23 protein-coding genes are annotated in these 22,505 nt (G+C 65.7%); 4 read left to right on the forward strand and 19 right to left on the reverse strand.

What is annotated here, in order from left to right; all coding sequences use genetic code 11:
- Window positions 1-3: 3 nt before the first annotated feature.
- Window positions 4-687, forward strand: coding sequence for a Vgb family protein (locus APZ15_RS14945; RefSeq protein ID WP_027787102.1), 684 nt, complete (start codon window positions 4-6; stop codon window positions 685-687).
- A 136-nt stretch (window positions 688-823) separates the two neighbouring features.
- Entirely contained in the window at window positions 824-1,819 is a 996-nt protein-coding gene (locus APZ15_RS14950) for a DMT family transporter (protein ID WP_027787101.1), read from the forward strand.
- Window positions 1,820-1,873: 54 nt separating this feature from the next.
- Here the strand turns inward: APZ15_RS14950 and APZ15_RS14955 are convergent, their stop codons facing one another.
- Entirely contained in the window at window positions 1,874-2,197 is a 324-nt protein-coding gene (locus APZ15_RS14955) for an RnfH family protein (RefSeq protein ID WP_021159122.1), read from the reverse strand.
- Between the two features lie 4 nt (window positions 2,198-2,201).
- Entirely contained in the window at window positions 2,202-2,639 is a 438-nt protein-coding gene (locus APZ15_RS14960; protein ID WP_027787100.1) for a type II toxin-antitoxin system RatA family toxin, read from the reverse strand.
- 98 nt (window positions 2,640-2,737) lie between these two features.
- Between APZ15_RS14960 and smpB the strand changes: the two genes are divergently transcribed.
- Entirely contained in the window at window positions 2,738-3,184 is a 447-nt protein-coding gene (gene smpB / locus APZ15_RS14965) for an SsrA-binding protein SmpB (protein ID WP_006478511.1), read from the forward strand.
- Between the two features lie 232 nt (window positions 3,185-3,416).
- On the opposite strand, the gene APZ15_RS14970 is transcribed toward smpB, so the two are convergent.
- From APZ15_RS14970 to ppsA, 3 genes are all read right to left on the reverse strand, one after another.
- Window positions 3,417-4,352, reverse strand: coding sequence for an SPFH domain-containing protein (locus APZ15_RS14970; protein WP_014896750.1), 936 nt, complete (start codon window positions 4,350-4,352; stop codon window positions 3,417-3,419).
- Between the two features lie 33 nt (window positions 4,353-4,385).
- Complete coding sequence (locus APZ15_RS14975) at window positions 4,386-4,820, reverse strand: NfeD family protein (protein WP_027787099.1); 435 nt, start codon at window positions 4,818-4,820, stop codon at window positions 4,386-4,388.
- Window positions 4,821-5,025: 205 nt separating this feature from the next.
- Window positions 5,026-7,425, reverse strand: coding sequence for a phosphoenolpyruvate synthase (gene ppsA / locus APZ15_RS14980; protein ID WP_027787098.1), 2,400 nt, complete (start codon window positions 7,423-7,425; stop codon window positions 5,026-5,028).
- A 375-nt stretch (window positions 7,426-7,800) separates the two neighbouring features.
- Between ppsA and ppsR the strand changes: the two genes are divergently transcribed.
- Window positions 7,801-8,616, forward strand: coding sequence for a posphoenolpyruvate synthetase regulatory kinase/phosphorylase PpsR (ppsR, locus tag APZ15_RS14985; protein WP_021159117.1), 816 nt, complete (start codon window positions 7,801-7,803; stop codon window positions 8,614-8,616).
- Window positions 8,617-8,720: 104 nt separating this feature from the next.
- Here the strand turns inward: ppsR and APZ15_RS14990 are convergent, their stop codons facing one another.
- From APZ15_RS14990 to pyrH, 14 genes are all read right to left on the reverse strand, one after another.
- A complete protein-coding gene (locus tag APZ15_RS14990) occupies window positions 8,721-9,497 on the reverse strand; it encodes a TrmH family RNA methyltransferase (RefSeq protein WP_027787097.1) in 777 nt (258 codons plus the stop codon).
- On the reverse strand, window positions 9,494-10,138 hold the full coding sequence (rnhB, locus tag APZ15_RS14995; protein WP_027787096.1) for a ribonuclease HII: 645 nt from the start codon (window positions 10,136-10,138) through the stop codon (window positions 9,494-9,496). Before rnhB ends, APZ15_RS14990 begins: the two co-directional genes overlap by 4 nt.
- On the reverse strand, window positions 10,135-11,304 hold the full coding sequence (lpxB, locus tag APZ15_RS15000; protein ID WP_027787095.1) for a lipid-A-disaccharide synthase: 1,170 nt from the start codon (window positions 11,302-11,304) through the stop codon (window positions 10,135-10,137). Before lpxB ends, rnhB begins: the two co-directional genes overlap by 4 nt.
- A 3-nt stretch (window positions 11,305-11,307) precedes the next feature.
- Window positions 11,308-12,096: an acyl-ACP--UDP-N-acetylglucosamine O-acyltransferase gene (gene lpxA / locus APZ15_RS15005; protein ID WP_021159113.1), complete on the reverse strand. Its 789-nt coding sequence runs from the start codon at window positions 12,094-12,096 to the stop codon at window positions 11,308-11,310.
- A 58-nt stretch (window positions 12,097-12,154) separates the two neighbouring features.
- Window positions 12,155-12,622 (reverse strand): 3-hydroxyacyl-ACP dehydratase FabZ, encoded by a 468-nt coding sequence (gene fabZ / locus APZ15_RS15010; protein ID WP_021159112.1) that lies wholly within the window; start codon window positions 12,620-12,622, stop codon window positions 12,155-12,157.
- Window positions 12,623-12,751: 129 nt separating this feature from the next.
- On the reverse strand, window positions 12,752-13,831 hold the full coding sequence (gene lpxD, locus APZ15_RS15015; RefSeq protein WP_027787094.1) for a UDP-3-O-(3-hydroxymyristoyl)glucosamine N-acyltransferase: 1,080 nt from the start codon (window positions 13,829-13,831) through the stop codon (window positions 12,752-12,754).
- Between the two features lie 16 nt (window positions 13,832-13,847).
- Entirely contained in the window at window positions 13,848-14,345 is a 498-nt protein-coding gene (locus tag APZ15_RS15020; RefSeq protein ID WP_011549544.1) for an OmpH/Skp family outer membrane protein, read from the reverse strand.
- 64 nt (window positions 14,346-14,409) lie between these two features.
- The gene (gene bamA / locus APZ15_RS15025; protein WP_057056463.1) at window positions 14,410-16,719 is read right to left on the reverse strand and encodes an outer membrane protein assembly factor BamA; all 2,310 of its coding nucleotides are present in this window, start codon (window positions 16,717-16,719) and stop codon (window positions 14,410-14,412) included.
- A 61-nt stretch (window positions 16,720-16,780) separates the two neighbouring features.
- On the reverse strand, window positions 16,781-18,166 hold the full coding sequence (rseP, locus tag APZ15_RS15030; protein ID WP_027787092.1) for an RIP metalloprotease RseP: 1,386 nt from the start codon (window positions 18,164-18,166) through the stop codon (window positions 16,781-16,783).
- An 11-nt stretch (window positions 18,167-18,177) separates the two neighbouring features.
- Window positions 18,178-19,374 carry a 1-deoxy-D-xylulose-5-phosphate reductoisomerase gene (locus APZ15_RS15035; RefSeq protein ID WP_027787091.1) on the reverse strand — a complete coding sequence of 399 codons (1,197 nt, stop codon included), beginning with the start codon at window positions 19,372-19,374 and terminating at the stop codon, window positions 18,178-18,180.
- A gap of 15 nt (window positions 19,375-19,389) precedes the next feature.
- Window positions 19,390-20,211 carry a phosphatidate cytidylyltransferase gene (locus APZ15_RS15040; RefSeq protein ID WP_027787090.1) on the reverse strand — a complete coding sequence of 274 codons (822 nt, stop codon included), beginning with the start codon at window positions 20,209-20,211 and terminating at the stop codon, window positions 19,390-19,392.
- Complete coding sequence (gene uppS / locus APZ15_RS15045; protein WP_006478494.1) at window positions 20,205-20,987, reverse strand: polyprenyl diphosphate synthase; 783 nt, start codon at window positions 20,985-20,987, stop codon at window positions 20,205-20,207. The genes APZ15_RS15040 and uppS overlap by 7 nt, the downstream gene beginning before the upstream one ends.
- 47 nt (window positions 20,988-21,034) lie before the next feature.
- On the reverse strand, window positions 21,035-21,595 hold the full coding sequence (frr, locus tag APZ15_RS15050; RefSeq protein ID WP_027787089.1) for a ribosome recycling factor: 561 nt from the start codon (window positions 21,593-21,595) through the stop codon (window positions 21,035-21,037).
- A 91-nt stretch (window positions 21,596-21,686) separates the two neighbouring features.
- Complete coding sequence (gene pyrH / locus APZ15_RS15055) at window positions 21,687-22,400, reverse strand: UMP kinase (protein WP_011352459.1); 714 nt, start codon at window positions 22,398-22,400, stop codon at window positions 21,687-21,689.
- Window positions 22,401-22,505 lie beyond the last annotated feature (105 nt).

Here is a 22,505-nt window from a genome sequence, read left to right on the forward strand (position 1 = left end):
AACATGAAACGCTCCAGTGCAGAGATCCTTCGCGAATACGGCCCGTTTCCCGGCGTCGACGGCGTACACGGCGTCACGTTCGACGGGAAGTACGTGTGGTACGCGTCCGGCGACAAGCTGAATGCGCTCGACCCGGAGCGCGGCACGACCGTCCGCTCGATCGACGTCGCCGCGCATGCGGGCACGGCGTTCGACGGCCGCCACCTGTACCAGATCGTCGAGGACCGCATCGAGAAGATCGACCCCGAATCGGGCCGCGTGCTCGCGACGATTCCCGCTCCCGGCGGCGGCGGCGATTCGGGGCTGGCATGGGCCGAAGGCGCGCTGTGGGTCGGCCAGTACCGCGATCGCAAGATTCATCAGGTGGATCCGCAGTCGGGCGCCGTGCTGCGCACGATCGAGTCGAACCGCTTCGTCACCGGCGTGACGTGGGTCGACGGAGAGCTGTGGCACGGCACCTGGGAAGCCGATCAGGCCGACTTGCGGCACATCGATCCGCGCACGGGCCAGGTGCTCGAGCAGATCGACATGCCGGCCGGCGTCGGTGTGTCAGGGCTCGAATCCGACGGCCACGACCGCTTCTACTGCGGCGGCGGCAACAGCGGCACGCTGCGCGCCGTGCGGCGGCCCGCGCGGGCGCGGGCACCGGGCGACGGTGCGGCGACGCCCGATCCGGCTGACGACTGATCCGCCGCCTGCCGCGATCGCTGCTGCGCGCGACGCGCCCACCCACCGGCCTGCACCGAGTGCAGGAATGAACAAGACGACGCCGCGACGGCGTCGCTAAGATGCGCGCTCATCAGTCACGTGTTCGGAGCAGTCGATGCAGCGCGGTGTGGTCTATGGTGTCCTGGCAGGTGCCCTGTGGGGCATGGTGTTTCTCGTTCCGCGGCTGCTGACCGACTTCTCGCCGCTGCTGCTGAGCGCCGGCCGCTATGCGATGTACGGTCTCGTGTCGCTCGCGGCCGCGCTGCCGGCGGCCCGCTCGCTGCTCGCGCGGCTGACCCGCGAGGATCTCGTCGCGCTGGTCAGGCTCGCCGTCATCGGCAACGTCGCGTACTACATGCTGCTGTCCGGTGCGGTGCACCTGATCGGCATCGCACCCAGCTCCCTGATCGTCGGCGTGCTGCCCGTCACGGTGACGCTCGCAGGCCTCGGCGACCACGGCGCCGTGCCGTTGCGCCGGCTCGCCGCCCCGCTGGCGCTGGTGATCGCGGGCATCGTCTGCATCAACGTCGACCTGTTCACGTCCGAGGCCGCGCATGCGACGACGCTCGGCCAGAAACTCGCCGGCATCGCCTGCGCGGCGGGCGCGCTCGCGAGCTGGACCTGGTATGCGGTCGCGAACGCACGTTATCTGCAGCGCCATCATCGTTTCGGCGGCAACGAGTGGTCGGTGCTGTGGGGTGTCGTGACGGGCCTGATCGGCGGGCTCGTCTGGATCGCGATCCTCGCGCTGCCGGCCGGCACGCTGCAGGAAGCGGTGCCCGCGTCGCGCTGGCAGTTGTTCTGGCTGCTGAACCTCGTGCTCGCGATCGGTGCGTCGTGGCTCGGCAACGGGCTGTGGAATGCGGCGTCGAAGCGGCTGCCCCTCACGCTGTCGGGCCAGCTGATCGTGTTCGAAACCGTATTCGCGATGCTTTACGCGTTCGTGTACGACCAGCGGATGCCGCATGCGCTCGAGATCGCCGCGCTGGTGCTGCTGCTCGCCGGCGTCTATGGATCGGTGCGCCGGCATGGCGACACGCCCGCCGGCGGCGGGACGGCGGGAAGCGCGCCGGGAAGCGCGGCGGCAAACGCGAATGCCGCAGCCCATTGAACGCCGCGGCGTTTGCTCAGACGAATCGAGTTGAAGGATGCGGATCGCTCCGCGTCAGCGCGCGTCCTTGTGCATCCACTTGCGGCCCTCGATGGAGCCGTCGCGGCGCGACTTGTCGACGCGCCGCTGGCGCGCGAGTTTCGGATCGACGATCAACGGGCGGTAGATCTCGACGCGGTCATGGTCGGCGAGCAGCGTGTCGAGCGGCGCAAGCTTCCCGTACACGCCCGTCTTCGCGTTCGCGAGATCGATTTCCGGGTGCAGCGCGAGCACGCCGCTCGCATCGATCGCCGAACGAACGGTCGCCCCTTCGGGGAGCGACAGCGGAATCAGCGTCTGGCGATCCGGCAGCGCGTAGCAGACTTCGATCGACAGCATCGCGTCACCCCTTCCCGTAGCGCTGGTCGGCGCGCTTCACGAACGAATCGACGAACGTGTTCGCGATGTGGCTGAACACCGGCCCGATGATCTTCTCGAGCAGGATGTTCGAGAACTCGTAGTGCAGCGCGAATTCGATCTTGCACGCATCGGCACGCAGCGCCGTGAAGCGCCACGAGCCCGTGAACTTCTTGAACGGGCCGTCCGTGAACTCCATGTCGATCCGCGTCGGGCGCTGCTGCGTGTTGCGCGTCGCGAAGTGCTGCTTGATGCCCTTGAAGTTGATGTCGATGCGCGCTTCCATCCCGCTCTCGTCCTGACGGCGAACCTCGACACCGCCGCACCAGGGCAGGAAATTGGGGTAATCGGCCACGTCGGTGACGAGGTCGAACATCTGTTCCGCCGAATGACGGATCAATACGGTTTTCTGGACATCTGCCATAAATCGCGCGGCATCGCTCAAGGTGGGAACGCAAGCCGGGCGATTCCCGCCCTGCTTTGCTAAAATCGTGATTTTAAACGAGTTGGCCCGATCCTTTCATGAGCATCATCGACAACAGGAAAGCGCACTTCGATTATCACATCGAGGAACGCTACGAGGCGGGGCTCGTGCTTGAGGGCTGGGAAGTCAAGGCGCTGCGCGCCGGGCGCGGCCAGATCAAGGAAGGCTACGTCGTGGTGAAGAACGCCGAGATCTTCCTGATCGGTACCCATATCAGCCCGCTGCCCGAAGCCTCGACGCACATCAAGCCCGACCCGGTTCGCACGCGCAAGCTGCTGCTGCACCGCGAGGAAATCAAGAAGCTGATCGGCAAGGTCGAGCAGCGCGGCTACACGCTCGTGCCGCTGAACTTCCACTACAAGGGCGGGCGCGTGAAGTGCGACATCGCGCTCGCAAAGGGCAAGAAGCTGCACGACAAGCGCGAAACCGAGAAGAAGCGCGACTGGGAACGCGAAAAGGCACGCATCATGCGCGCCGGCACCTGACGCGCGACGCACCCCGCAAACGACACGGCCCGCTCGAAGCGGGCCGTGTTGCTTTGGACTACGTGAATCGCCGATGCCGGCTGCGCGGCGGCTGAGGCAGCCTTCGGCACGCCATACCGCCTGCGTCGGCTGAAGAAAGGTGCCGCGGGCATCATCCGCGCCCCGGCTGCGCGACGATTCGCCGCACACCGATCACACGCGGCGTGCCCTTCGCACACCGCGTATATCCGACTCAGGCCTTCCCGCCCGAGGCCGCCCCCGCGTTCTTGACGATCGTCAGCGCCGACGAGATCGCGGTGCCGAGATCCGACAGGTTCGACGGCACGATCAGCGTGTTGCCCTGCTTCGCGAGATTCGAGAACGCCCCGACATACTGCTCGGCGACCTTCAGGTTCACCGCATCCATCCCGCCCTGCGACTGGATCGCGTTCGCGATCTTCTGGATCGCCTGCGCGTTCGCCTCGGCCACCGCCAGAATCGCAGCGGCCTCGCCCTGCGCCTGGTTGATCGCAGCCTGGCGCTCGCCTTCAGATTTCTGGATCGCCGCTTCGCGCGCGCCCGACGCGAGGTTGATCTGCTCCTGCTTGCGGCCTTCGGATGCGGCGATCAGCGCGCGCTTTTCACGCTCCGCGGTGATCTGCGCCTGCATCGCGTGCAGGATTTCCTTCGGCGGCGTCAGGTCCTTGATCTCGTAACGCAGCACCTTCACGCCCCAGTTCGCCGCGGCCTGGTCGAGCGCCGACACGATGTTGTGGTTGATGAAGTCGCGCTCCTCGAACGTCTTGTCGAGTTCGAGCTTGCCGACCACCGAACGCAAGGTCGTTTGCGCGAGCTGCGTGATCGCGAGCACGAAGTTGCTCGACCCGTAAGACGCCTTCATCGGATCGGTCACCTGGAAGTACAGCACGCCGTCGACCTGCAGCTGCGTGTTGTCGCGCGTGATACAGACCTGGCTCGGCACGTCGAGCGGGATTTCCTTCAACACGTGCCGGTACGCGATGCGATCGACGAACGGCAGCACGATATTCAGGCCGGGCGACAGCGTCGCGTGATAGCGCCCGAAGCGCTCGAGCACCCACGCATGCTGCTGCGGCACGATCTTCACCGTCTTCGACACGATCACGATCGCGATGACGAGCAGGACAACCCAGATGATCAGCGAATCCATGAAATATTCCCTCCTTGTTGTATCGGCGGACGATCAGCCCGCGGGTTTCGCCACGACCACGAGACAATTGCCGCGCACGGCACTCACCTGATACACATGCGCATCGTCGCGCTCGCCGTTCGCGAGCTCGACGTCCCAGTCGGCGCCGCGATACTGCACGCGCGCACGGCCGTCGCGCCACGCATCGACCGTAACGGTCGAGCCGATGTCGAGATTGACGTCCGGATTCGTCGACGTGTCGCGCTTCTGCTTGCGGCCGAGCCCCGAGCGGCGCAGCGCGATCATCGCGACGATCGCGACCGCGGCCGCCGCACCGAACTGCACGTGCGGTGCGAAACCAGCCAGTTGCAGCAAGCCGCCCGCGAGAAAGCCGAGTGCGATCATCAGCAGGTAGAACGTGCCCGTCAGCAGTTCGGCCACGACCAGCACGCCCACCGCGACCCACCAGAACAGATGCCCCGACATCATTTTGGCCTCCAGAAAAACGCCCCCGATACTCACTATATTCGCTGCCGCGAGCGGAGGCGACCGGCACGCCCGGATCGGCACGTTGCGTACCGACAAATAAAAACACCCCGGTGCGTACCGGGGTGTTTATAACACGAACCTTGCATTTTGCCTTCAACGAAAGCGCGGCGGCACCGCGCTTTCACCGAAGCAGCATCGCCGACCGTTACTTCCGGTTGGCAAGCGCCTGCCACGTATCGATGATCGTGTCGGGGTTCAGCGAGATCGACACGATGCCTTCGTCGGTCAGCCATTGCGCGAAGTCCGGATGATCGGACGGGCCCTGGCCGCAGATACCGACGTACTTGCCCATCTTGCGGCAGGTATCGATCGCGCGCTTCAGCAGGAACTTGACGGCCGGGTCACGTTCGTCGAAGTCGACAGCCAGAAGTTCCATGCCCGAATCGCGGTCAAGGCCGAGCGTGAGCTGCGTGAGGTCGTTCGAGCCGATCGAGAAACCGTCGAAGTGCTCCAGGAACTCTTCGGCGAGGATCGCGTTGGTCGGGACTTCGCACATCATCACGAGGCGCAGGCCGTTTTCGCCGCGCTTCAGGCCGAACTTCTCGAGCAGGCCGACGACACGCTCCGCCTGCTTCACGGTACGCACGAACGGCACCATGATCTCGACGTTGGTCAGGCCCATCTCGTCGCGCACGCGCTTCAGTGCACGGCATTCCATCTCGAACGCCTGCGCGAAGTCTTCAGCGATGTAGCGCGATGCGCCGCGGAAACCCAGCATCGGGTTTTCCTCGTCCGGCTCGTAACGCGAACCGCCGATCAGCTTCTTGTACTCGTTCGACTTGAAGTCGGACAGACGCACGATCACGGGCTTCGGATAGAACGCCGCAGCGATCGTCGCGACACCTTCCGTCAGCTTGTCGACGTAGAACTGACGCGGCGATGCGTGACCGCGCGCGACGCTCTCGACGGCCTTCTTCAGGTCCTGGTCGATGTTCGGGTACTCGAGGATCGCCTTCGGGTGAACGCCGATGTTGTTGTTGATGATGAACTCGAGACGCGCGAGACCCACGCCGCCGTTCGGCAGTTGCGAGAAGTCGAACGCGAGCTGCGGGTTGCCGACGTTCATCATGATCTTGACCGGGATTTCCGGCAGTTCGCCGCGCTGCACTTCCGTGACTTCCGTCTCGAGCAGGCCGTCGTAGATCTTGCCTTCGTCGCCTTCCGCGCACGACACGGTGACGAGCGCGCCGTCCTTCAGGACGTCGGTCGCATCGCCGCAGCCGACGACTGCCGGCACGCCGAGTTCACGCGCGATGATCGCCGCGTGGCAGGTCCGGCCGCCACGGTTCGTGACGATCGCGGCCGCACGCTTCATCACCGGCTCCCAGTTCGGGTCGGTCATGTCGGCCACCAGCACGTCGCCCGGCTGCACGCGTTCCATTTCCGACGGATCCTGGATCACGCGCACGGGGCCCGCGCCGATCTTCTGGCCGATCGCACGACCCGTCGCGAGCACCTGCGACTGGCCCTTCAGCTTGAAGCGCTGCTCGGCCTTGCCGGTTGCCTGGCTCTTCACGGTTTCCGGGCGTGCCTGCAGGATGAAGATCTTGCCGTCGCGGCCGTCCTTGCCCCACTCGATGTCCATCGGACGCTGATAGTGCTTCTCGATGATGACCGCGTACTTCGCCAGCTCGATCACGTCTTCGTCGGTGATCGAGTAGCGGTTGCGCTGTTCGTGCGGCACGTCGACCGTCTTCACGCGGCCCGGCTCGCCCGGCTGCGTGAATTCCATCTTGATCAGCTTCGAGCCGATCGAGCGGCGGATGATCGGGTACTTGTCCTGTGCGAGCGTCGTCTTGAACACGTAGAACTCGTCCGGGTTCACCGCGCCCTGCACGACGGTTTCGCCCAGGCCGTAGCTCGACGTGATGAACACGGCGTCCTTGAAGCCCGATTCGGTGTCGATCGTGAACATCACGCCGGCCGCGCCGACGTCCGAGCGAACCATGCGCTGCACACCGGCCGACAGCGCGACTTCTGCGTGCGTGAAGCCCTTGTGCACGCGGTACGAGATCGCGCGGTCGTTGTACAGCGACGCGAACACGTGCTTCATGCGGTCGAGCACGTCTTCGATGCCGACGACGTTCAGGTACGACTCCTGCTGTCCGGCGAACGATGCGTCGGGCAGGTCTTCCGCGGTAGCGGACGAGCGCACGGCGAACGACAGCTCGCCCGGCGAACTGTTCTTCAGGATGTCGAACTGCTCGCGGATTTCCTGCTCGAGACGTGCCTGCATCGGCGCATCGACGATCCACTTGCGGATTTCCGCACCAGCTTCGGCGAGCGCCTTCACGTCGTCGATGTCGAGCGACTCGAGACGCTTGGCGATGCGGTCGGTAAGGTCGTTGTGCTTGAGGAAATCGCGGAACGCGAGCGCGGTCGTGGCGAAACCGGTGGGTACGCGAACGCCTGCTTCGGAAAGCTGGCTGATCATTTCGCCAAGCGACGCATTCTTGCCGCCGACGATTTCCACATCGGTCATCCGCAACTGCTCGAACGGAATTACATACGCCTGGTCCTTTGCGACGTTTGCTGCGTTAGTCATACAAGCCCCTAAGTGTGAAAAAAATGCTCGATTGCGCAAGTGGGCTCGGACGCGGGCGCTTGCAAAAAGGCGCGGCGCGTCTTGCGCAACCTGTTGGAGAAACACTCGCAGCGGCGAAAATCTTCTGACCCGATTTGCAAAAATCCCGGCAGAAGGGCGATATTTGCAGACAAATCGCCAAACTTGCCGGGAATTATGGAATCGAGCGGCAAAGCCTGGGGCGCCGTTCGCGCCCTGCCCCCGCAATTGCTTATCCAACAGGTTGCCGCTATTCTACCGTGCCGGCTGCCGGATGTGGCGCGACCTTGTCACTGCGTCTGGAGGCGACCCTCCAGCCGCCCGCGCAACCGCCCTTCACGCTCGACGTCCAGATTCATGCTGCCTACCGTATTCATCGTCTCCGACGGCACCGGGATCACTGCCGAAACCTTCGCGCACTCGATCCTCTCCCAGTTCGACCAGAAATTCCGTCTCGTGCGCGTGCCGTTCGTGGACTCGCTCGACAAGGCCTATGCGACCGTCGAGAAGATCAACGAGGCCGCCGTGCACGACGGCCGCCGCGCGATCGTGTTCACGACGCTCGTCGACAGCGAGTCGAACGACATCGTCAAACGCTCGAACGCGCTCGTGCTCGACATGTTCCAGCGCTTCGTCGAGCCGCTCGAGCAGGAACTGGAGCTCAAGTCGAGCCACGCGATGGGCCGCGGCCACCAGAACGCGGACACTGAGGAATACAAGACGCGGATCGAGGCGATCAACTTCTCGCTCGCGCACGACGACGGCCAGTCGAACCGCAACCTGTCGGAGGCCGACGTGATCCTCGTCGGCGTGTCGCGCAGCGGCAAGACGCCGACGAGCCTGTATCTCGCGATGCAGTACGGCGTGAAGGCAGCGAACTATCCGCTGATTCCGGAAGACTTCGAACGCGGCAAGCTGCCGTCGGCGCTCGCCTCGCACCGCGAGAAGCTGTTCGGGCTGTCGATCGACCCGCAGCGCCTGTCGGAGATCCGGAACGAGCGGCGCCCGGGCAGCAAGTACGCGGCGCCCGAGAACTGCCGCTACGAAATCAACGAGGCGGAAGCGATGATGCGCCGCGAGGGGATCAAGTGGCTGTCGTCGACGCACAAGTCGATCGAGGAAATCGCGACGACGATCCTGCAGGAAGTCCGCCTCGACCGGCAGTCGTACTAAGGCCGAGCGCCGTCGGCCGCCCAGACGCCGCCGGAAACGAAAAGGCCGCGTCGAACGCGGCCTTTTTTCGTGGTGCGGGGGAACGCGCGAGCGTGGCGTCACGCTCACCGCTGCTGACGCACCTGCTCGAACAGGCACACCGCCGCCGCGGCTGCGACGTTCAGCGACTCCATCCCGCCCGGCTGAGGAATCGTCACGCGATGCGTGGCGACCTCGCGCCAGTACGCGCAGACGCCTGCGCCCTCGTTGCCGAACACCCACGCCACGGGGCCCGACAGATCGCAATCGTAGATTGCCTGCGCGCCGTGCGAGTCGGTCAGCGCAACCGGTACATCGAGGCGTTCGGCGAGTTCGCCGGCTTCGACATCCTCGTGGATCGACAGCAGGAAATGCGCGCCCATGCCCGAACGCAGCACCTTCGACGACCATGCGTACGCCGTCCCCGGCGCACAGAACACGTGGCGCACGCCTGCGGCCGCCGCGCTGCGCAGGATCGAGCCGACGTTGCCGGCGTCCTGCACGCCGTCGAGCACGACCGACGTATGCGTGACGCGAGTGGGCAGCGGTTGCGCCGGCCGGTCGACGAGCAGCAGGAAGCCGACGCCGTTGACGACGTTCGACAACTGCCCGAACAGCGCGTCGGGCAGTGTGACGATCCGTTGCGCATCGATGCGCGCGACGATCGCCTGCGCCTCCGCGTGGCCGAGTGCGCCTTCGGTCGCCACGCACAGCTCGGGCGTCGCGCCCGTATCGAGGTACGCGCTCGCAAGATGGAATCCTTCGAGCAGCGCCTGGCCGCTGCGGCGCTGATGGGGCGTCGAACCCGCGAGCGCCTTCAGGCGCTTGTACAGCGGGTTGTCGCGGGAAGTGATGCTTTTCATCGAATCAGGTCGAGTGCCGCGCGAACCGGCGCGAACGAGCGCCGGTGCGCTTCGCATGGCCCGTGCTCGCGTAGCGCGGCAAGGTGTTTCGCGGTGCCGTAGCCCGCATGTACGTTGAAGCCGTACACCGGGAAACGTTCGTGCAGGTCGACGAGCATGCGATCGCGCGTGACCTTCGCGAGAATCGACGCGGCCGAGATGCTCGGCACGAGCGCATCGCCGCTGACGATCGCCTCGGCACGCACCGTCAGCGTCGGACAGCGGTTGCCATCGATCTGCGCGAGCGTCGGCAGCACCGACAGGCCCTCGACCGCCCGCTTCATCGCGAGCATCGTCGCGTGCAGGATGTTCAACGTGTCGATTTCGTCGACGCTCGCCGACGCGACGCAATACGCGCGCGAACGTGCGACGATCAGGTCGTACAGCGCGTCGCGCTTCTTCGCGGAGAGCGCCTTCGAATCGTCGAGCCCGTCGATCGGCTGCGCCGGATCGAGGATCACGGCGGCGGCCACCACCGGCCCCGCGAGCGGACCACGGCCGGCTTCGTCGACGCCGCAGACGATCTCGTCGGGCCGGCTGAAATCGAAACCGTCCTGCACGTCGCTCGACGCGCGGCGGCGTGGTGCACGTACTGCGGTCATGCGCGCCCCTTGCGTTGTTCGAGCACGCGCACGACCGCTTCGGCCGCCTTCGCGGCCGTGTTCTGCCGCAGCGAAAGATGCATTTCGGTGAATACTTCGGTCAGTGTGCGGCGGTTCGCGTCGTCGCGCAGCTGCGTGAGCGTCGCATCGGCGAGCGCCTCGGGCGTCGCGAAGTGCTGCAGCAGCTCGGGCACGACGAAACGCCCCGCCAGGATGTTCGGCAAGCCGACGTACGGCAGGTACCCCTGCCGGCGCATGATCTGCCCGGTCAGCCAGGGCACCTTGTAGGAGATCACCATCGGCTTCTTCAGCAGCGCGGCTTCCAGCGTGACCGTGCCGCTCTTCACGAGGATCGCGTCGGCCGCCGTCATCGCGACCTGCGAGCGGCCGTCGGTGAGCGTCAGCGCAAGCTGCGGATGCGCATCGACGAGCGGCTGCAGCAGCGCGCGCAACGCGGGCGTCGCCGCCGGCATCACGAACCGCACGCCAGGCTCGCGCTGCTGCATCAGCGCCATCGCCGCAAAGAACGTCGGGCCGATCAGCGCGATTTCCGAACGCCGGCTGCCCGGCAGCACCGCGATCACCGGGCCGTCGGCCGGCAATCCGAGCGCGATGCGCGCGCCGTGCATGTCAGGCTCGAGCGGAATCTCGTCGGCGAGCGGATGGCCGACGTAGGTCGAGGCAACACCTGCCTTGTCGAGAATCGCCGGTTCGAACGGGAACAGGCACAGCATGTGGTCGACGGACTTCGCGATCTTCTTGATCCGGCCGCCGCGCCATGCCCAGATCGATGGGCACACGAAGTGGATCGACGGGATACCGGCGTCGCGCGCGGCCTGTTCCACGCTGAAGTTGAAGTCGGGCGCGTCGATACCGATGAACGCGTCCGGTCGCTCGGCGAGCAACTGGCGCTTCAGCTCACCGCGAATCCGCAGGATCTCGGGAATCTGGCCGAGCGCCTCGACGTAGCCGCGCACGGTCAGCTTGTCCATCTGCCAGTGCGAGTCGAAGCCCTGCGCGATCATCCGCTGCCCGCCGATCCCGTAATACTGGGCCGATTCGGGCAGCCGCTCGCGCAGCCCGCCGAGCAGCGACGCCCCGAGCAGGTCGCCCGACGGTTCGCCGGCCGCCATCGCGAGCCGGAGCTGAGTGGTCGGAAGCGGCATCGCTTAGCGGATGATGCCGCGTTGCGACGCGTCGATGAACTCGACGAACGCCTTGACCGCCGCGTCGCCGTCGCCGCCCGCTTCCGCGAGCTCGCGCAGCTGCACCTTCGCTTCCTCGAACGACAGGCCGTTCTTGTACAGCAGGCGGTAAGCGCTGCGCAGCGCCGAGATCGCATCGGGCGAGAAGCCGCGCCGACGCAGCCCTTCGACGTTGATGCCGTGCGGCTCTGCCTTGTTGCCCGCCGCGATCACGAACGGCGGAATGTCCTGCACGAGCGCCGAGGCGCCCCCGAGCATCGAGTGCGCGCCGATGCGCACGAACTGGTGGACGCCCGACATCCCGCCGACGATCGCCCAGTCGCCGATCTCGACGTGGCCGGCCATCTGCGCGTTGCTCGACAGGATCACGTGGCTGCCGACGGTGCAGTCGTGACCGATGTGCACATAGGCCATGATCCAGTTGTCGTCGCCGAGCGTCGTCACGCCGCCGTCCTGCACGGTGCCCGTGTGGATCGTCGTGAATTCGCGGATCGTGTTGCGGCTGCCGATCACGAGCTTCGTCGGCTCGTCCTTGTACTTCATGTCCTGCGGACGGCCGCCGACCGACGCGTAATGGCCGATGCGGTTGTCTTCGCCGAGCGTCGTATGGCCTTCGATCACGCTGTGCGAGCCGATCGTCGTGCGCGCGCCGATCGTGACGTGCGGGCCGACGATCGCGTACGGGCCGATCTCTACCGATTCGTCGATCTGCGCGCCCGGTTCGACAATCGCGGTGGGATGAATCCTGGTCATGCGCCGTTGCCTCTCGATGTGATGTGTCGCGTTGCGTTGCCTGTGCGTGCCGCGTCGCTCAGGGCGCCACGTCGGTCGTCTTGACCGTGCACATCAGTTCGGCTTCCGCCGCCACCTTGCCGTCCACTTCCGCTACCGCCTTGAACTTCCAGATGCCGCGGATGTAGCGTTCGAACGTCACGTTCAGAATCAGTTGGTCGCCCGGTTCGACCGGACGCTTGAAGCGCGCGCCGTCGATCCCGACGAAGTAGTACAGCGTGTTCTCCGGATCCTTCGGCTGCTCTTCCGAGAAGGTCAGCAGCGCCGCGGCCTGCGCGAGCGCCTCGAGGATCAGCACGCCCGGCATCACCGGCCGCTTCGGGAAATGCCCCTGGAAGAACGGCTCGTTGATCGACACGTTCTTCAGCGCTTTGATTCCCTTGTGCGGTTCGAGTTCGAGCACGCGATCGACGAGCAGAATCGGGTAGCGATGCGGCAGCAGCGTGAGGATCTTGTGGATGTCGAGATTGATTTTTTCAGTGCTCATGATGGTTCGTCTCACGCAGAGGCTGCGCGGTGGTGATGCAAAGGCTGAAGCGGGCCGCCGTGCGGCCCAGTCTGGCAAACCGGGCCGGTTGCGCTGGCCGTGCCCGGTTCGAGGTCTCGCATGATGCGCTCAGGCGCCCGTGCCGCCCTGGGCGGCGAGCGCGGCCTCGAGCGCCTTGATGCGCTCGCGCAGCTTGTCGAGGTTGCGCACGAGCGCGGCGCTCTTGTTCCATTCGCCGTGGTCGACGGCCGGGAACGCGCTGGTATAGATGCCGGCCTTCGGCAGCGACTTCGATACGCCCGAATTCGCGGTGATGATGACATAGTCGCCGAGCGTCACGTGGCCGGCGATCCCGGCCGCGCCGCCGATCATGCAGTGGCGGCCGATCGTCGTGCTGCCCGCGATGCCCGCCTTGCCGGCGATCACCGTGTAGGCGCCGATCCGGCAGTTGTGGGCGATCTGCACCTGGTTGTCGATCTTCACGCATTCGTCGATGACGGTATCCGCCATCGCGCCGCGGTCGATCGTCGTGTTCGCGCCGATCTCGACGTCCGGGCCGATCGATACGCCGCCGACCTGCGGGATCTTGACCCAGCTGCCGGTGCGCGCGTCGCCGTCGCCGACGAAATCCGGCGCGAAGCCGAAACCGTCGGAGCCGATCACGGCACCCGCATGGATGATCGCGCGCGGGCCGACCTTGCAGCCGTGGTACACCGACGCGTTCGGATAGATGTGCGAGCCCGCGCCGATCGTCGTGCCGCGGCCGATGAAGACGTTCGCGTCGAGCTGCACGCCGTCCTCGATCACCGCGCCGGCCTCGACCGTCACGTGCGGGCCGATCACCGCGCTCGCGGCGACCTGCGCGGCCGGATCGATCGTCGCGCTCGGATGCACGCCGGCGGCACGCTGCGGCGTGGCCAGATCGATGAACATCTGCGCGACGCGCGCGAAGTACGCGTACGGATTCGGCGTGACAATGAAATTGCGACCCGTCGCGGCCGCGCCCAGCTTTTCCAGATCCTTCGGCGCGATCAGCACCGCGCCGGCGCGGGTCGACTCGACCTGCGACAGGTACTTCGGATTCGCGAGGAACGCGAGTTGCTGCGGACCTGCCTGGTCGAGCGGTGCGAGCCCGCTCACCTTGCACTGTGCGTCGCCGGCGATCTCGCCGCCGAACCGCTTTACGAGTTCCTCAAGCGTCAATGCCATTCGTCGTCTGCTCCGTTCAGTTCGTCGAGCCGGACGCGAGCGCCTTGAGCACCTTGTCGGTGATGTCGATGCGCGGGCTGACGTACACGGCTTCCTGCACGATCAGGTCGTAATTCTGCTGCTCGGCGATCTGCTTGATGACCTTGTTCGCCTTCTCGAGCACGGCCGCCAGCTCCTCGTTGCGGCGCTGGTTCAGGTCTTCGCGGAACTCGCGCTGCTTGCGCTGGAAGTCGGTATCGAGCTGGGCGAGATCGCGCTGCTTCTGCGCGCGGTCGGCCGCCGACAGCGACGCGCCGTTCTTGTCCAGCGAATCGGACATCGACTTCAGGCGTGCCGCCAGATCCTGCAGATCCTTGTCACGCTTCGCGAACTCGGCTTCGAGCTTCGTCTGCGCCGCCTTCGCGGGTGCCGACTCGCGCAGGATCCGATCCGAATTGACCGCCGCGATGCGGGCGACGTCCTGTGCGTGCACCGTCGCAGCGCCCAAGGCCAGCGCAACGGTCAGCGCGCACATCACTCGTTTCGAAAACTTACCGGTTAGCAAAATTACCCTCTCGTTGCTGTTGTCATGCGTTCGGTCAGAACGCCGTCCCGATCTGGAACTGGAATTTCTGGTACTGGTCGCCTTCGTGCTTCTGCAGCGGGAAGCCGAGGCTCAGCTTCAACGGGCCGATCGGCGAGATCCACGCGAGACCCACGCCGTAGCCGTAACGCAGGCCGTTGGCGCCCGTACTCGTGCCGCCCGGCGCGTTGCCCCACACGTTACCGCCATCGAGGAACGTGAACACGCGCAGCGTGCGGTCGTAGCCCGTGCCCGGCAGCGGGAACGTCAGCTCGATGTTGCCGACGAGCATCTTCGAACCGCCGATCGGGTCGTTCGTCTTCGTGTCGCGCGGGCCCAGCGAGCTCGGCTCGTAGCCACGCACGGAGCCGATACCGCCCGCGTAGTAGTTCTTGAAGATCGGGTACGGGTTGCCGATACCGTTACCGTAGCCGCCTTGCAGGTTCAGGCCCAGGATGAAGCCGCGCGAGAACGAATAGTAGTACTGGGCCTGCAGGTCGGCCTTGTAGTACTGGATCTTGCCGACCGGTACGCCGTACTCCATGTTCGCCTGCGTGAAGTAGCCGCGGCTCGGAATCAGCGCGCTGTCACGCGCGTCGCGCGACCACGCGACCGTCAGCGGCACCGTGTTCGACACGCGGCCGAACTCGTTCACGTAATCCTGGTAGCTCTGCGGCGTATTCGAATCGACGTCGAGACGGTTCTGCTCGAAGCCGGCGCCGAAGTAGACGGTGTCGACTTCCGAGAACGGAATGCCGAACTTCAGGTTGCCGCCCGCGCTGATGATCCGGAAGCTCGAGCTCGTCGAATAGTAGAGCGGCTGGTACGTGCGGTAGTAGACGTCCGTGATCCGCTTGATGCCGTCGACCGTGAAATACGGGTCGACCTGCGTGACGGTCAGCGTACGGTAGCTCTTCGCGGTGTTGACGTTCACCGACAGGCTGGTACCCGAGCCGAACACGTTGTCCTGCGACACGCCCGCCGACAGCACGACCTTGTCCGTCGACGAGAAGCCGGCGCCCAGCGTGATCGCGCCGGTCGGCTTTTCATCGACCTTCACGTTCACGTCGACCTGGTCGTTCGTGCCGTCGACCGGCACCGTCGTCACGTCGACGTTGGTGAAGTAGCCGAGACGGTTCACGCGATCCTTCGACAGCGCGAGGCGGTTCGAATCGAACCACGAGCTTTCGAGCTGGCGCATTTCGCGGCGCACGACTTCGTCGCGCGTGCGCGTGTTGCCGACGACGTTGATCCGGCGCACGTACACGCGGCGGCTCGGATCGACGACGAGGTTCAGGTTCACCTTGTGGTTCGCCTGGTCGATGTCCGGCTGCGCGTTGACGGTCGCGAATGCATAGCCGTATTCACCGAGCTTGTCGACGATCGACTTGGTGGTCTGCTGCAGCTTTTCGGCCGAGAAGCGGTCGCCCGGCTTGATCTTGATCAGCTTGCTGAGTTCGGCCTCGCGATCGAGCAGGTTGCCCGACAGCTTGATGCCCGACACCGTGTACGGCTCGCCTTCGTGCAGCGTGACCGTCAGGTACATGTCCTTCTTGTCGGGCGAGATCGACACCTGGGTCGAATCGATGTTGAACTCGAGATAGCCGCGGTTCAGGTAGTACGAGCGCACCGCTTCGAGGTCGCCCGTCAGCTTTTCCTTCGAGTACAGGTCGTTCTTCGTGTACCAGGAGAACCAGTTCGGCGTGGACAGCTGCATCTCGTCGCGCAGCGTGCTGGTGCTGAATGCCTTGTTGCCGATGAAGTTGATCTGGCGGATCTTCGCGCTCGGGCCTTCGGCCACCGCGAACAGGATCGACACACGGTTCGCGTCGACCGGCGTGACCGTCGTCTTGACCTCGGCCGCGTAGAAGCCGCGCGTGAGGTACTGGCGCTTGAGCTCCTGCTCCGCCTTGTCGACGAGCGCCTTGTCGTAATAACGGCCGTCGGCAAGGCCGACCGCGCGCAGCGCCTTCGTCAGGTTGTCCTTGTCGAATTCCTTCGTGCCGGTGAAGTCGATCGACGCGATGGCCGGACGCTCCTGCACCTGCACGATCACGACGTTGCCCTGCGTGGCGATGCGTACGTCGTTGAAAAAGCCCGTCGCGTACAGCGCGCGGATTGCTTCGGATGCCTTGTCGTCCGTGAAGGTATCGCCCTGCTTGATCGGCAGGTAGGCGAACACCGAACCCGCTTCGACGCGCTGCAGCCCCTCGATCTTGATGTCTTGCACCACGAACGGTGCCGCTGCATGCGCCGCGAGGCCGTGCGCGGCGAGCGCGGCCGCTGCAACTGTCTTAGGTACAAAACGATGAGGTTTGAACAACATGCATCCCCAATATTTAGCTGCATCAAATCAGGCGACTGCCCAGCGGCGGCCGCCTGACGCTTCAGAAATGGATTAACCGAGCCAGATCGTTGAACAGCGCGATCGCCGACAACGCGACGATGCAGATCAACCCGGCTCTTTGCAGAATCAGCTGCCAGCGCTCCGAGACGGCTTTCCCGGTCGCGGCTTCAACCGCATAATATAACAGATGCCCCCCGTCCAAAACGGGAATCGGCAACAAGTTCAGGACGCCAAGGCTAATGCTGACAAGGGCGAGGAACGACAGGAACGCCGACGGACCGAGCCGCGCACTCTTACCCGCGTAGTCGGCAATCGTCACGGGGCCGGACAGGTTCTTCAGCGACGCGTTGCCCGTGATCATGCGCCCGAACATCCGCAGCGAATACACGGAAATGTCCCACGTGCGATGCGCGCCGAGCCGCAGGCTCTCGATCGGCCCGTAACGCACGTCGACGGACGGCGCATGCATCGACAGCGCCGCACCGATACGGCCGACCTGCTGCCCCGATTCGTCGTCGCGCTGCATCTGCGGCACGATCGACACCGTCTGCGCGGCGCCGTCGCGCTCGATCTGCAGCTCGAGCGGCTTGCCCGCATGGTGTTTCACGAAATCGATGAAGCGCGTCGCGCCGCCGATCGGCTTGCCGTCGAGCGCGACCAGCTTGTCGCCGGACTTCAGGCCCGCCTGCTCCGCCGCGCTGCCGGGCTGCACCGACGCGACCGACAGCGTGCCGCCGCCGGCCTCGAAGCCCAGATGGGCCATGAAATCGTCGTCGAGCTGACTTTCGGGAACGTTGCGCAGGTCGACGCGGAAATCGAACGTCGTGTTGCCGTCGCGCGCGCCGAGCACGATCTCGCGGTGATCGAATGCGGCCGCGAGCAGCTTCCAGCGCAGGTCCGACCACGACCTTACCGGCTCGGACTCGCCGCCTTGCGCGTCGCCCGTGCGCACGTTGCGGATCGACACGATCGCCTCGCCACCATCGAAGCCCGCGCGCGCCGCCGCCGTACCGGCGGCCGGCGGCGCGACGATCGCGGCCGGCTCGGTCACACCGGTGGCAAATACGACGGAAAACAGGAGAATTGCCAACAGAAAGTTGGCAATCGGCCCGGCCGCGACGATGGCGATGCGCTTGTAGACCGATTGCCGGTTGAACGCCTGGCCGAGCTCCTCGGGCGGGATGCCGGAGCCGGGATCGCGTTCGTCGAGCATCTTCACGTAGCCGCCGAGCGGCAACGCGGACAGCGTCCACTCGGTGCCCGTCCGGCGGCTGACCCAGCGCGCGACGGGCTGGCCGAAGCCGATCGAGAAACGCAGCACCTTCACGCCGCACCAGCGCGCGACGCGATAATGTCCGTACTCATGCACGACGACCAGCACCCCGATCGCCACCGCAAACGCGATCAGTTCGACCAGCACGTTCATGAGCACCCCATTCAGACAGTGCGCTCCACGCGTGGCGCAGGCGCTTTGGCAATGATCTCGGCGGCGAGGCGGCGTGCCTCTGCATCCGCCGCCAGGACGTCGTCGAGCCCGTCGGGCGCGCGGTTCGGCAGCGTGTTGAGCACGGCGTCGACCGTCGCCGCAATCGCCATGAAGCCGATGCGGCGCGCGAGAAACGCTTCGACCGCCACTTCGTTCGCCGCGTTCAATGCGGCGCTCGCGATACCGCCTTCCTCGAGTGCCTTCAGCGCGAGCGCGAGGCACGGGAAGCGCGCGTAATCGGGCTTCTCGAACGACAGCTGGGCGATCTGCGCGAGGTCGAGCTGATCGACGCCCGCATCGACACGCTCGGGGAACGCGAGTGCGTGCGCGATCGGCGTGCGCATGTCGGGGTTGCCGAGCTGGGCGAGCACCGAGCCGTCGCGGTACGACACGAGCGAATGGATCACGCTCTGCGGATGGATCAGCACGTCGATCCGGTCGCCCGGCAGCCCGAAGATCCAGTGCGCCTCGATCACCTCGAGGCCCTTGTTCATCATCGTCGCGGAGTCGACCGAGATCTTGCGGCCCATCACCCAGTTCGGATGCTTGCACGCTTCGTCCGGCGTCACGTCGACGAGCGTGGCCGGCTCGCGCGTGCGGAACGGGCCGCCCGACGCGGTCAGGATGATCTTCGAGATCCCGCCGTGCTCGTTCTCGTCGCGCGGCATGCACTGGAAGATCGCGTTGTGTTCGCTGTCGACCGGCAGCAGGATCGCGCCATGGTCGCGCACGGCGTCCATGAAGATCGCGCCCGACATCACCAGCGATTCCTTGTTCGCGAGCAGGATGCGCTTGCCGGCGCGTGCGGCCGCGAGGCTCGGCGCGAGGCCGGCCGCACCGACGATCGCCGCGACCACCGTGTCGCAGCCGTCGCTCTTCGACACGTCGACGAGCGCCTGCGGCCCGTGCAGCACGGTCGTCTTGCTGCCCGCCGCACGCAGCTTCGCTTCGACGTGCGCGGCGGTCGCGGCATCGCCGACCACCGCCACTTCAGGCGCGAAGCGCAGGCATTGCTCGACCAGCTTGTCGCCGTTGCGGTGTGCGGTCAGCGCGTAGACCGAGAAGCGCTCGGGATGGCGCGCGACCACGTCGAGCGTGCTGTCTCCGATCGAGCCCGTGGAACCGAGCAATGTCAGACGTTTTTGCATAACAGAAATAGTGGTTTAACCAAGCAGCAGCATCGCGAGCGGCAGCACCGGAAGCAGCGCGTCGACACGGTCGAGCACGCCGCCATGGCCAGGCAGCAGTCCGCTCGAATCCTTCACGCCCGCCTGCCGCTTCAGCAGCGACTCGAACAGGTCGCCGATCACGCTGTACGCGACCAGCAGCGTCAGTGCAGCCCACGCGCCGGGCATTCCGTAACGCACGGCGAACGCGGAAAACAGGGTCGGCTCGAACGCGTGCACGACCATCGCGACACCGGCGACGACCATCACGGCGAGCCAGCCGCCGATCGCGCCTTCCCAGCTCTTGCCGGGGCTGATCGTGATGGCCAGTTTACGCTTTCCGAAGGCCTTGCCCGCGAAGTATGCGCCGATATCGGCCAGCCAGACGACCAGAAGCAGCGACAGCACGAACGGCACGCCCAGCGCGCGCGCCGCAACGAGCGCATGCCAGCAGGCCGCAAAGACCACGAGGCCGGCCGCCAGCAGGAACGGCCGCCAGACGCCACCCGCGAGTTCGGGCTTGCGCCGCAGCGCGAACGGGCCGACCAGCAGCCAGAACACGCCGGCTGCCATGAAAAGGGGACGGGACGAAGCCGCATCGACGCCGAGCGGCACCGTCGCCGCGAGCGCAAGCGCCGCGACGACTGCATAGACAACCGGGCCGGCGCCGCCGAGCTTGAGCAGGCGCGCCCATTCCCACGCGGCGAACACGAGCACGACGCCGATCAGCGCGCCGAACGCGGTGAGCGGCGCGAACAGCGTCACCGGCAGCAGTACCGCCAGCATCACGATCGCCGTGATCACACGGGTTTTCAGCATGAAAGGGAGTCGGCGTTCTGCGATTGCGGTTCGAGCTGTGCGCTCGTGCGGCCGAAACGACGTTCGCGCTCCGTATACGACGCCATGGCGTCGGCCAGTGCCGCGCCGTCGAAATCCGGCCAGTATTTGTCGGTGAAATAGAATTCGGCGTACGCGAGCTGCCACAGCAGGAAGTTGCTGACACGCTGCTCGCCACCGGTACGGATGAAGAGATCGGGCTCCGGCGCATAGGCCATCGCCAGGTGCGGCGCGAACGCGTCCTCGGTCACTTCGACCTCGCGCCCTTCGCGCACGGCCTGCTCGACGAGCTTCTTCGTCGCCTGCAGGATGTCCCACCGGCCGCCGTAGTTGGCCGCGATGGTGAGCGTAAGACGGGTGTTGCGCGCCGTCTTGGTTTCGGCGCGGCGAATCAGTTCGCGGATGCGCGGCTCGAAACGGTCGAGATCGCCGACGACACGCAGGCGGATCCCGTTCGCATGGAGCTTGCCGACCTCGCGCTCGAGCGCGGTGATGAAGAGCCGCATCAGGAACGACACTTCGTCGTTCGGCCGGCGCCAGTTTTCCGAACTGAACGCGAACAGCGTCAGGTATTCGACGCCGGCGCGCGCGCAGCCTTCGACCACCGCCCGCACGGCATCGACGCCGCGGGTATGCCCCGCGACGCGCGGCAAGCGGCGTTCGGTCGCCCAACGGCCGTTGCCGTCCATGATGATCGCGATGTGACGCGGCACGACACCGACGTCAGGCACGCGAACGGTAGAGCTGGTATAGGTCATGGCCGTTGAGACAGTTGCGGGAAGAAGGCGGCGCGCGAGGACGGTCGTCAGACCGTCATGATCTCGGCTTCCTTGGTCTGCACGAGCTTGTCGATTTCGGCAACGTGCTTGTCGGTCAGCTTCTGCACGTCGTCGCTCGCACGGCGCTCGTCGTCTTCCGAGATTTCCTTGTCCTTCACGAGCTTCTTGAGTGCTTCGTTCGCGTCGCGGCGCAGGTTGCGGATCGCGACCTTGGCCGTTTCGCCTTCGCCCTTGACGACCTTGGTCAGTTCGCGGCGGCGCTCTTCCGTCAGCGCGGGCATCGGCACGCGGATCAGGTCGCCGGCCGTAGCCGGGTTCAGGCCCAGGTCGGCTTCGCGAATGGCCTTCTCGACCTTCGCGACCATGTTCTTTTCCCACGGCTGCACGCCGATCGTGCGCGCATCGACGAGCGTCAGGTTAGCGACCTGCGAGATCGGCACCATCGACCCGTAGTAGTCGACCTGCACGTGATCGAGCAGACCGGTGTGTGCACGGCCCGTACGGATCTTTGCCAGATCGTTCTTGAACGCTTCGATCGAGCGCTGCATCTTTTGCTCGACGCCCTTCTTGGTATCAGCGACACTCATTTCAACCTCCGAACCTTCTAACCTTCAAAGAACGCGGGCCCTGCCCGGCGCATCCGGCGCGCCGCGGCCGATGGCCCGCATCCGCGGGAGTTTACACGTGGACGAGCGTACCTTCGTCCTCGCCCAGCACGATGCGCTTGAGCGCGCCCGGCTTGTTGATCGAAAACACGCGAATCGGCAGCTTCTGGTCGCGGCACAGCGCGAAGGCCGTCGCGTCCATCACCTGCAGGTTGCGGCTGATCGCCTCGTCGAACGTGATCGTCGTGTAGCGCGTGGCCGACGGATCCTTCTTCGGATCGGCAGAATATACGCCATCGACCTTGGTCGCCTTCAGCACGACCTCGGCGCCCACTTCCGAACCGCGCAGCGCGGCGGCCGTGTCCGTCGTGAAGAACGGGTTGCCCGTACCGGCCGCGAAGATCACGACGCGGCCTTCCTCGAGCTGGCGAATCGCGCGGGGCCGGATGTACGGCTCGACAACCTGGTCCATGCGCAGCGCGGACTGCACGCGCGCCTCAATGCCGGCGTGGCGCATCGCGTCCTGCAGCGCCAGCGCGTTCATCATCGTCGCGAGCATCCCCATGTAGTCCGCCGTCGCGCGATCCATGCCGGCCGCGCCACCCGCGACACCGCGGAAAATATTACCGCCACCGATCACGACCGCGAGCTGCGTACCGAGACGCACGACTTCGGCGATATCGGCCACCATCCGTTCGATCGTCGCGCGATTGATGCCGAAGGCATCGTCGCCCATCAGCGCTTCGCCGGAGAGTTTGAGGAGGACGCGTTTATAGGCATTGGACATAGGGGCTTCCGAGCGACGAGAGGATGACAACCACGAACTGTAGGGGCGAAATACTGATTCGGGCAAGCGCCGACGGTCGAACCGGGTTTCCCGGCCGGCCGGCGG

Origin of the sequence: Burkholderia cepacia ATCC 25416, assembly GCF_001411495.1 — a bacterium.
GTDB lineage: Bacteria > Pseudomonadota > Gammaproteobacteria > Burkholderiales > Burkholderiaceae > Burkholderia > Burkholderia cepacia.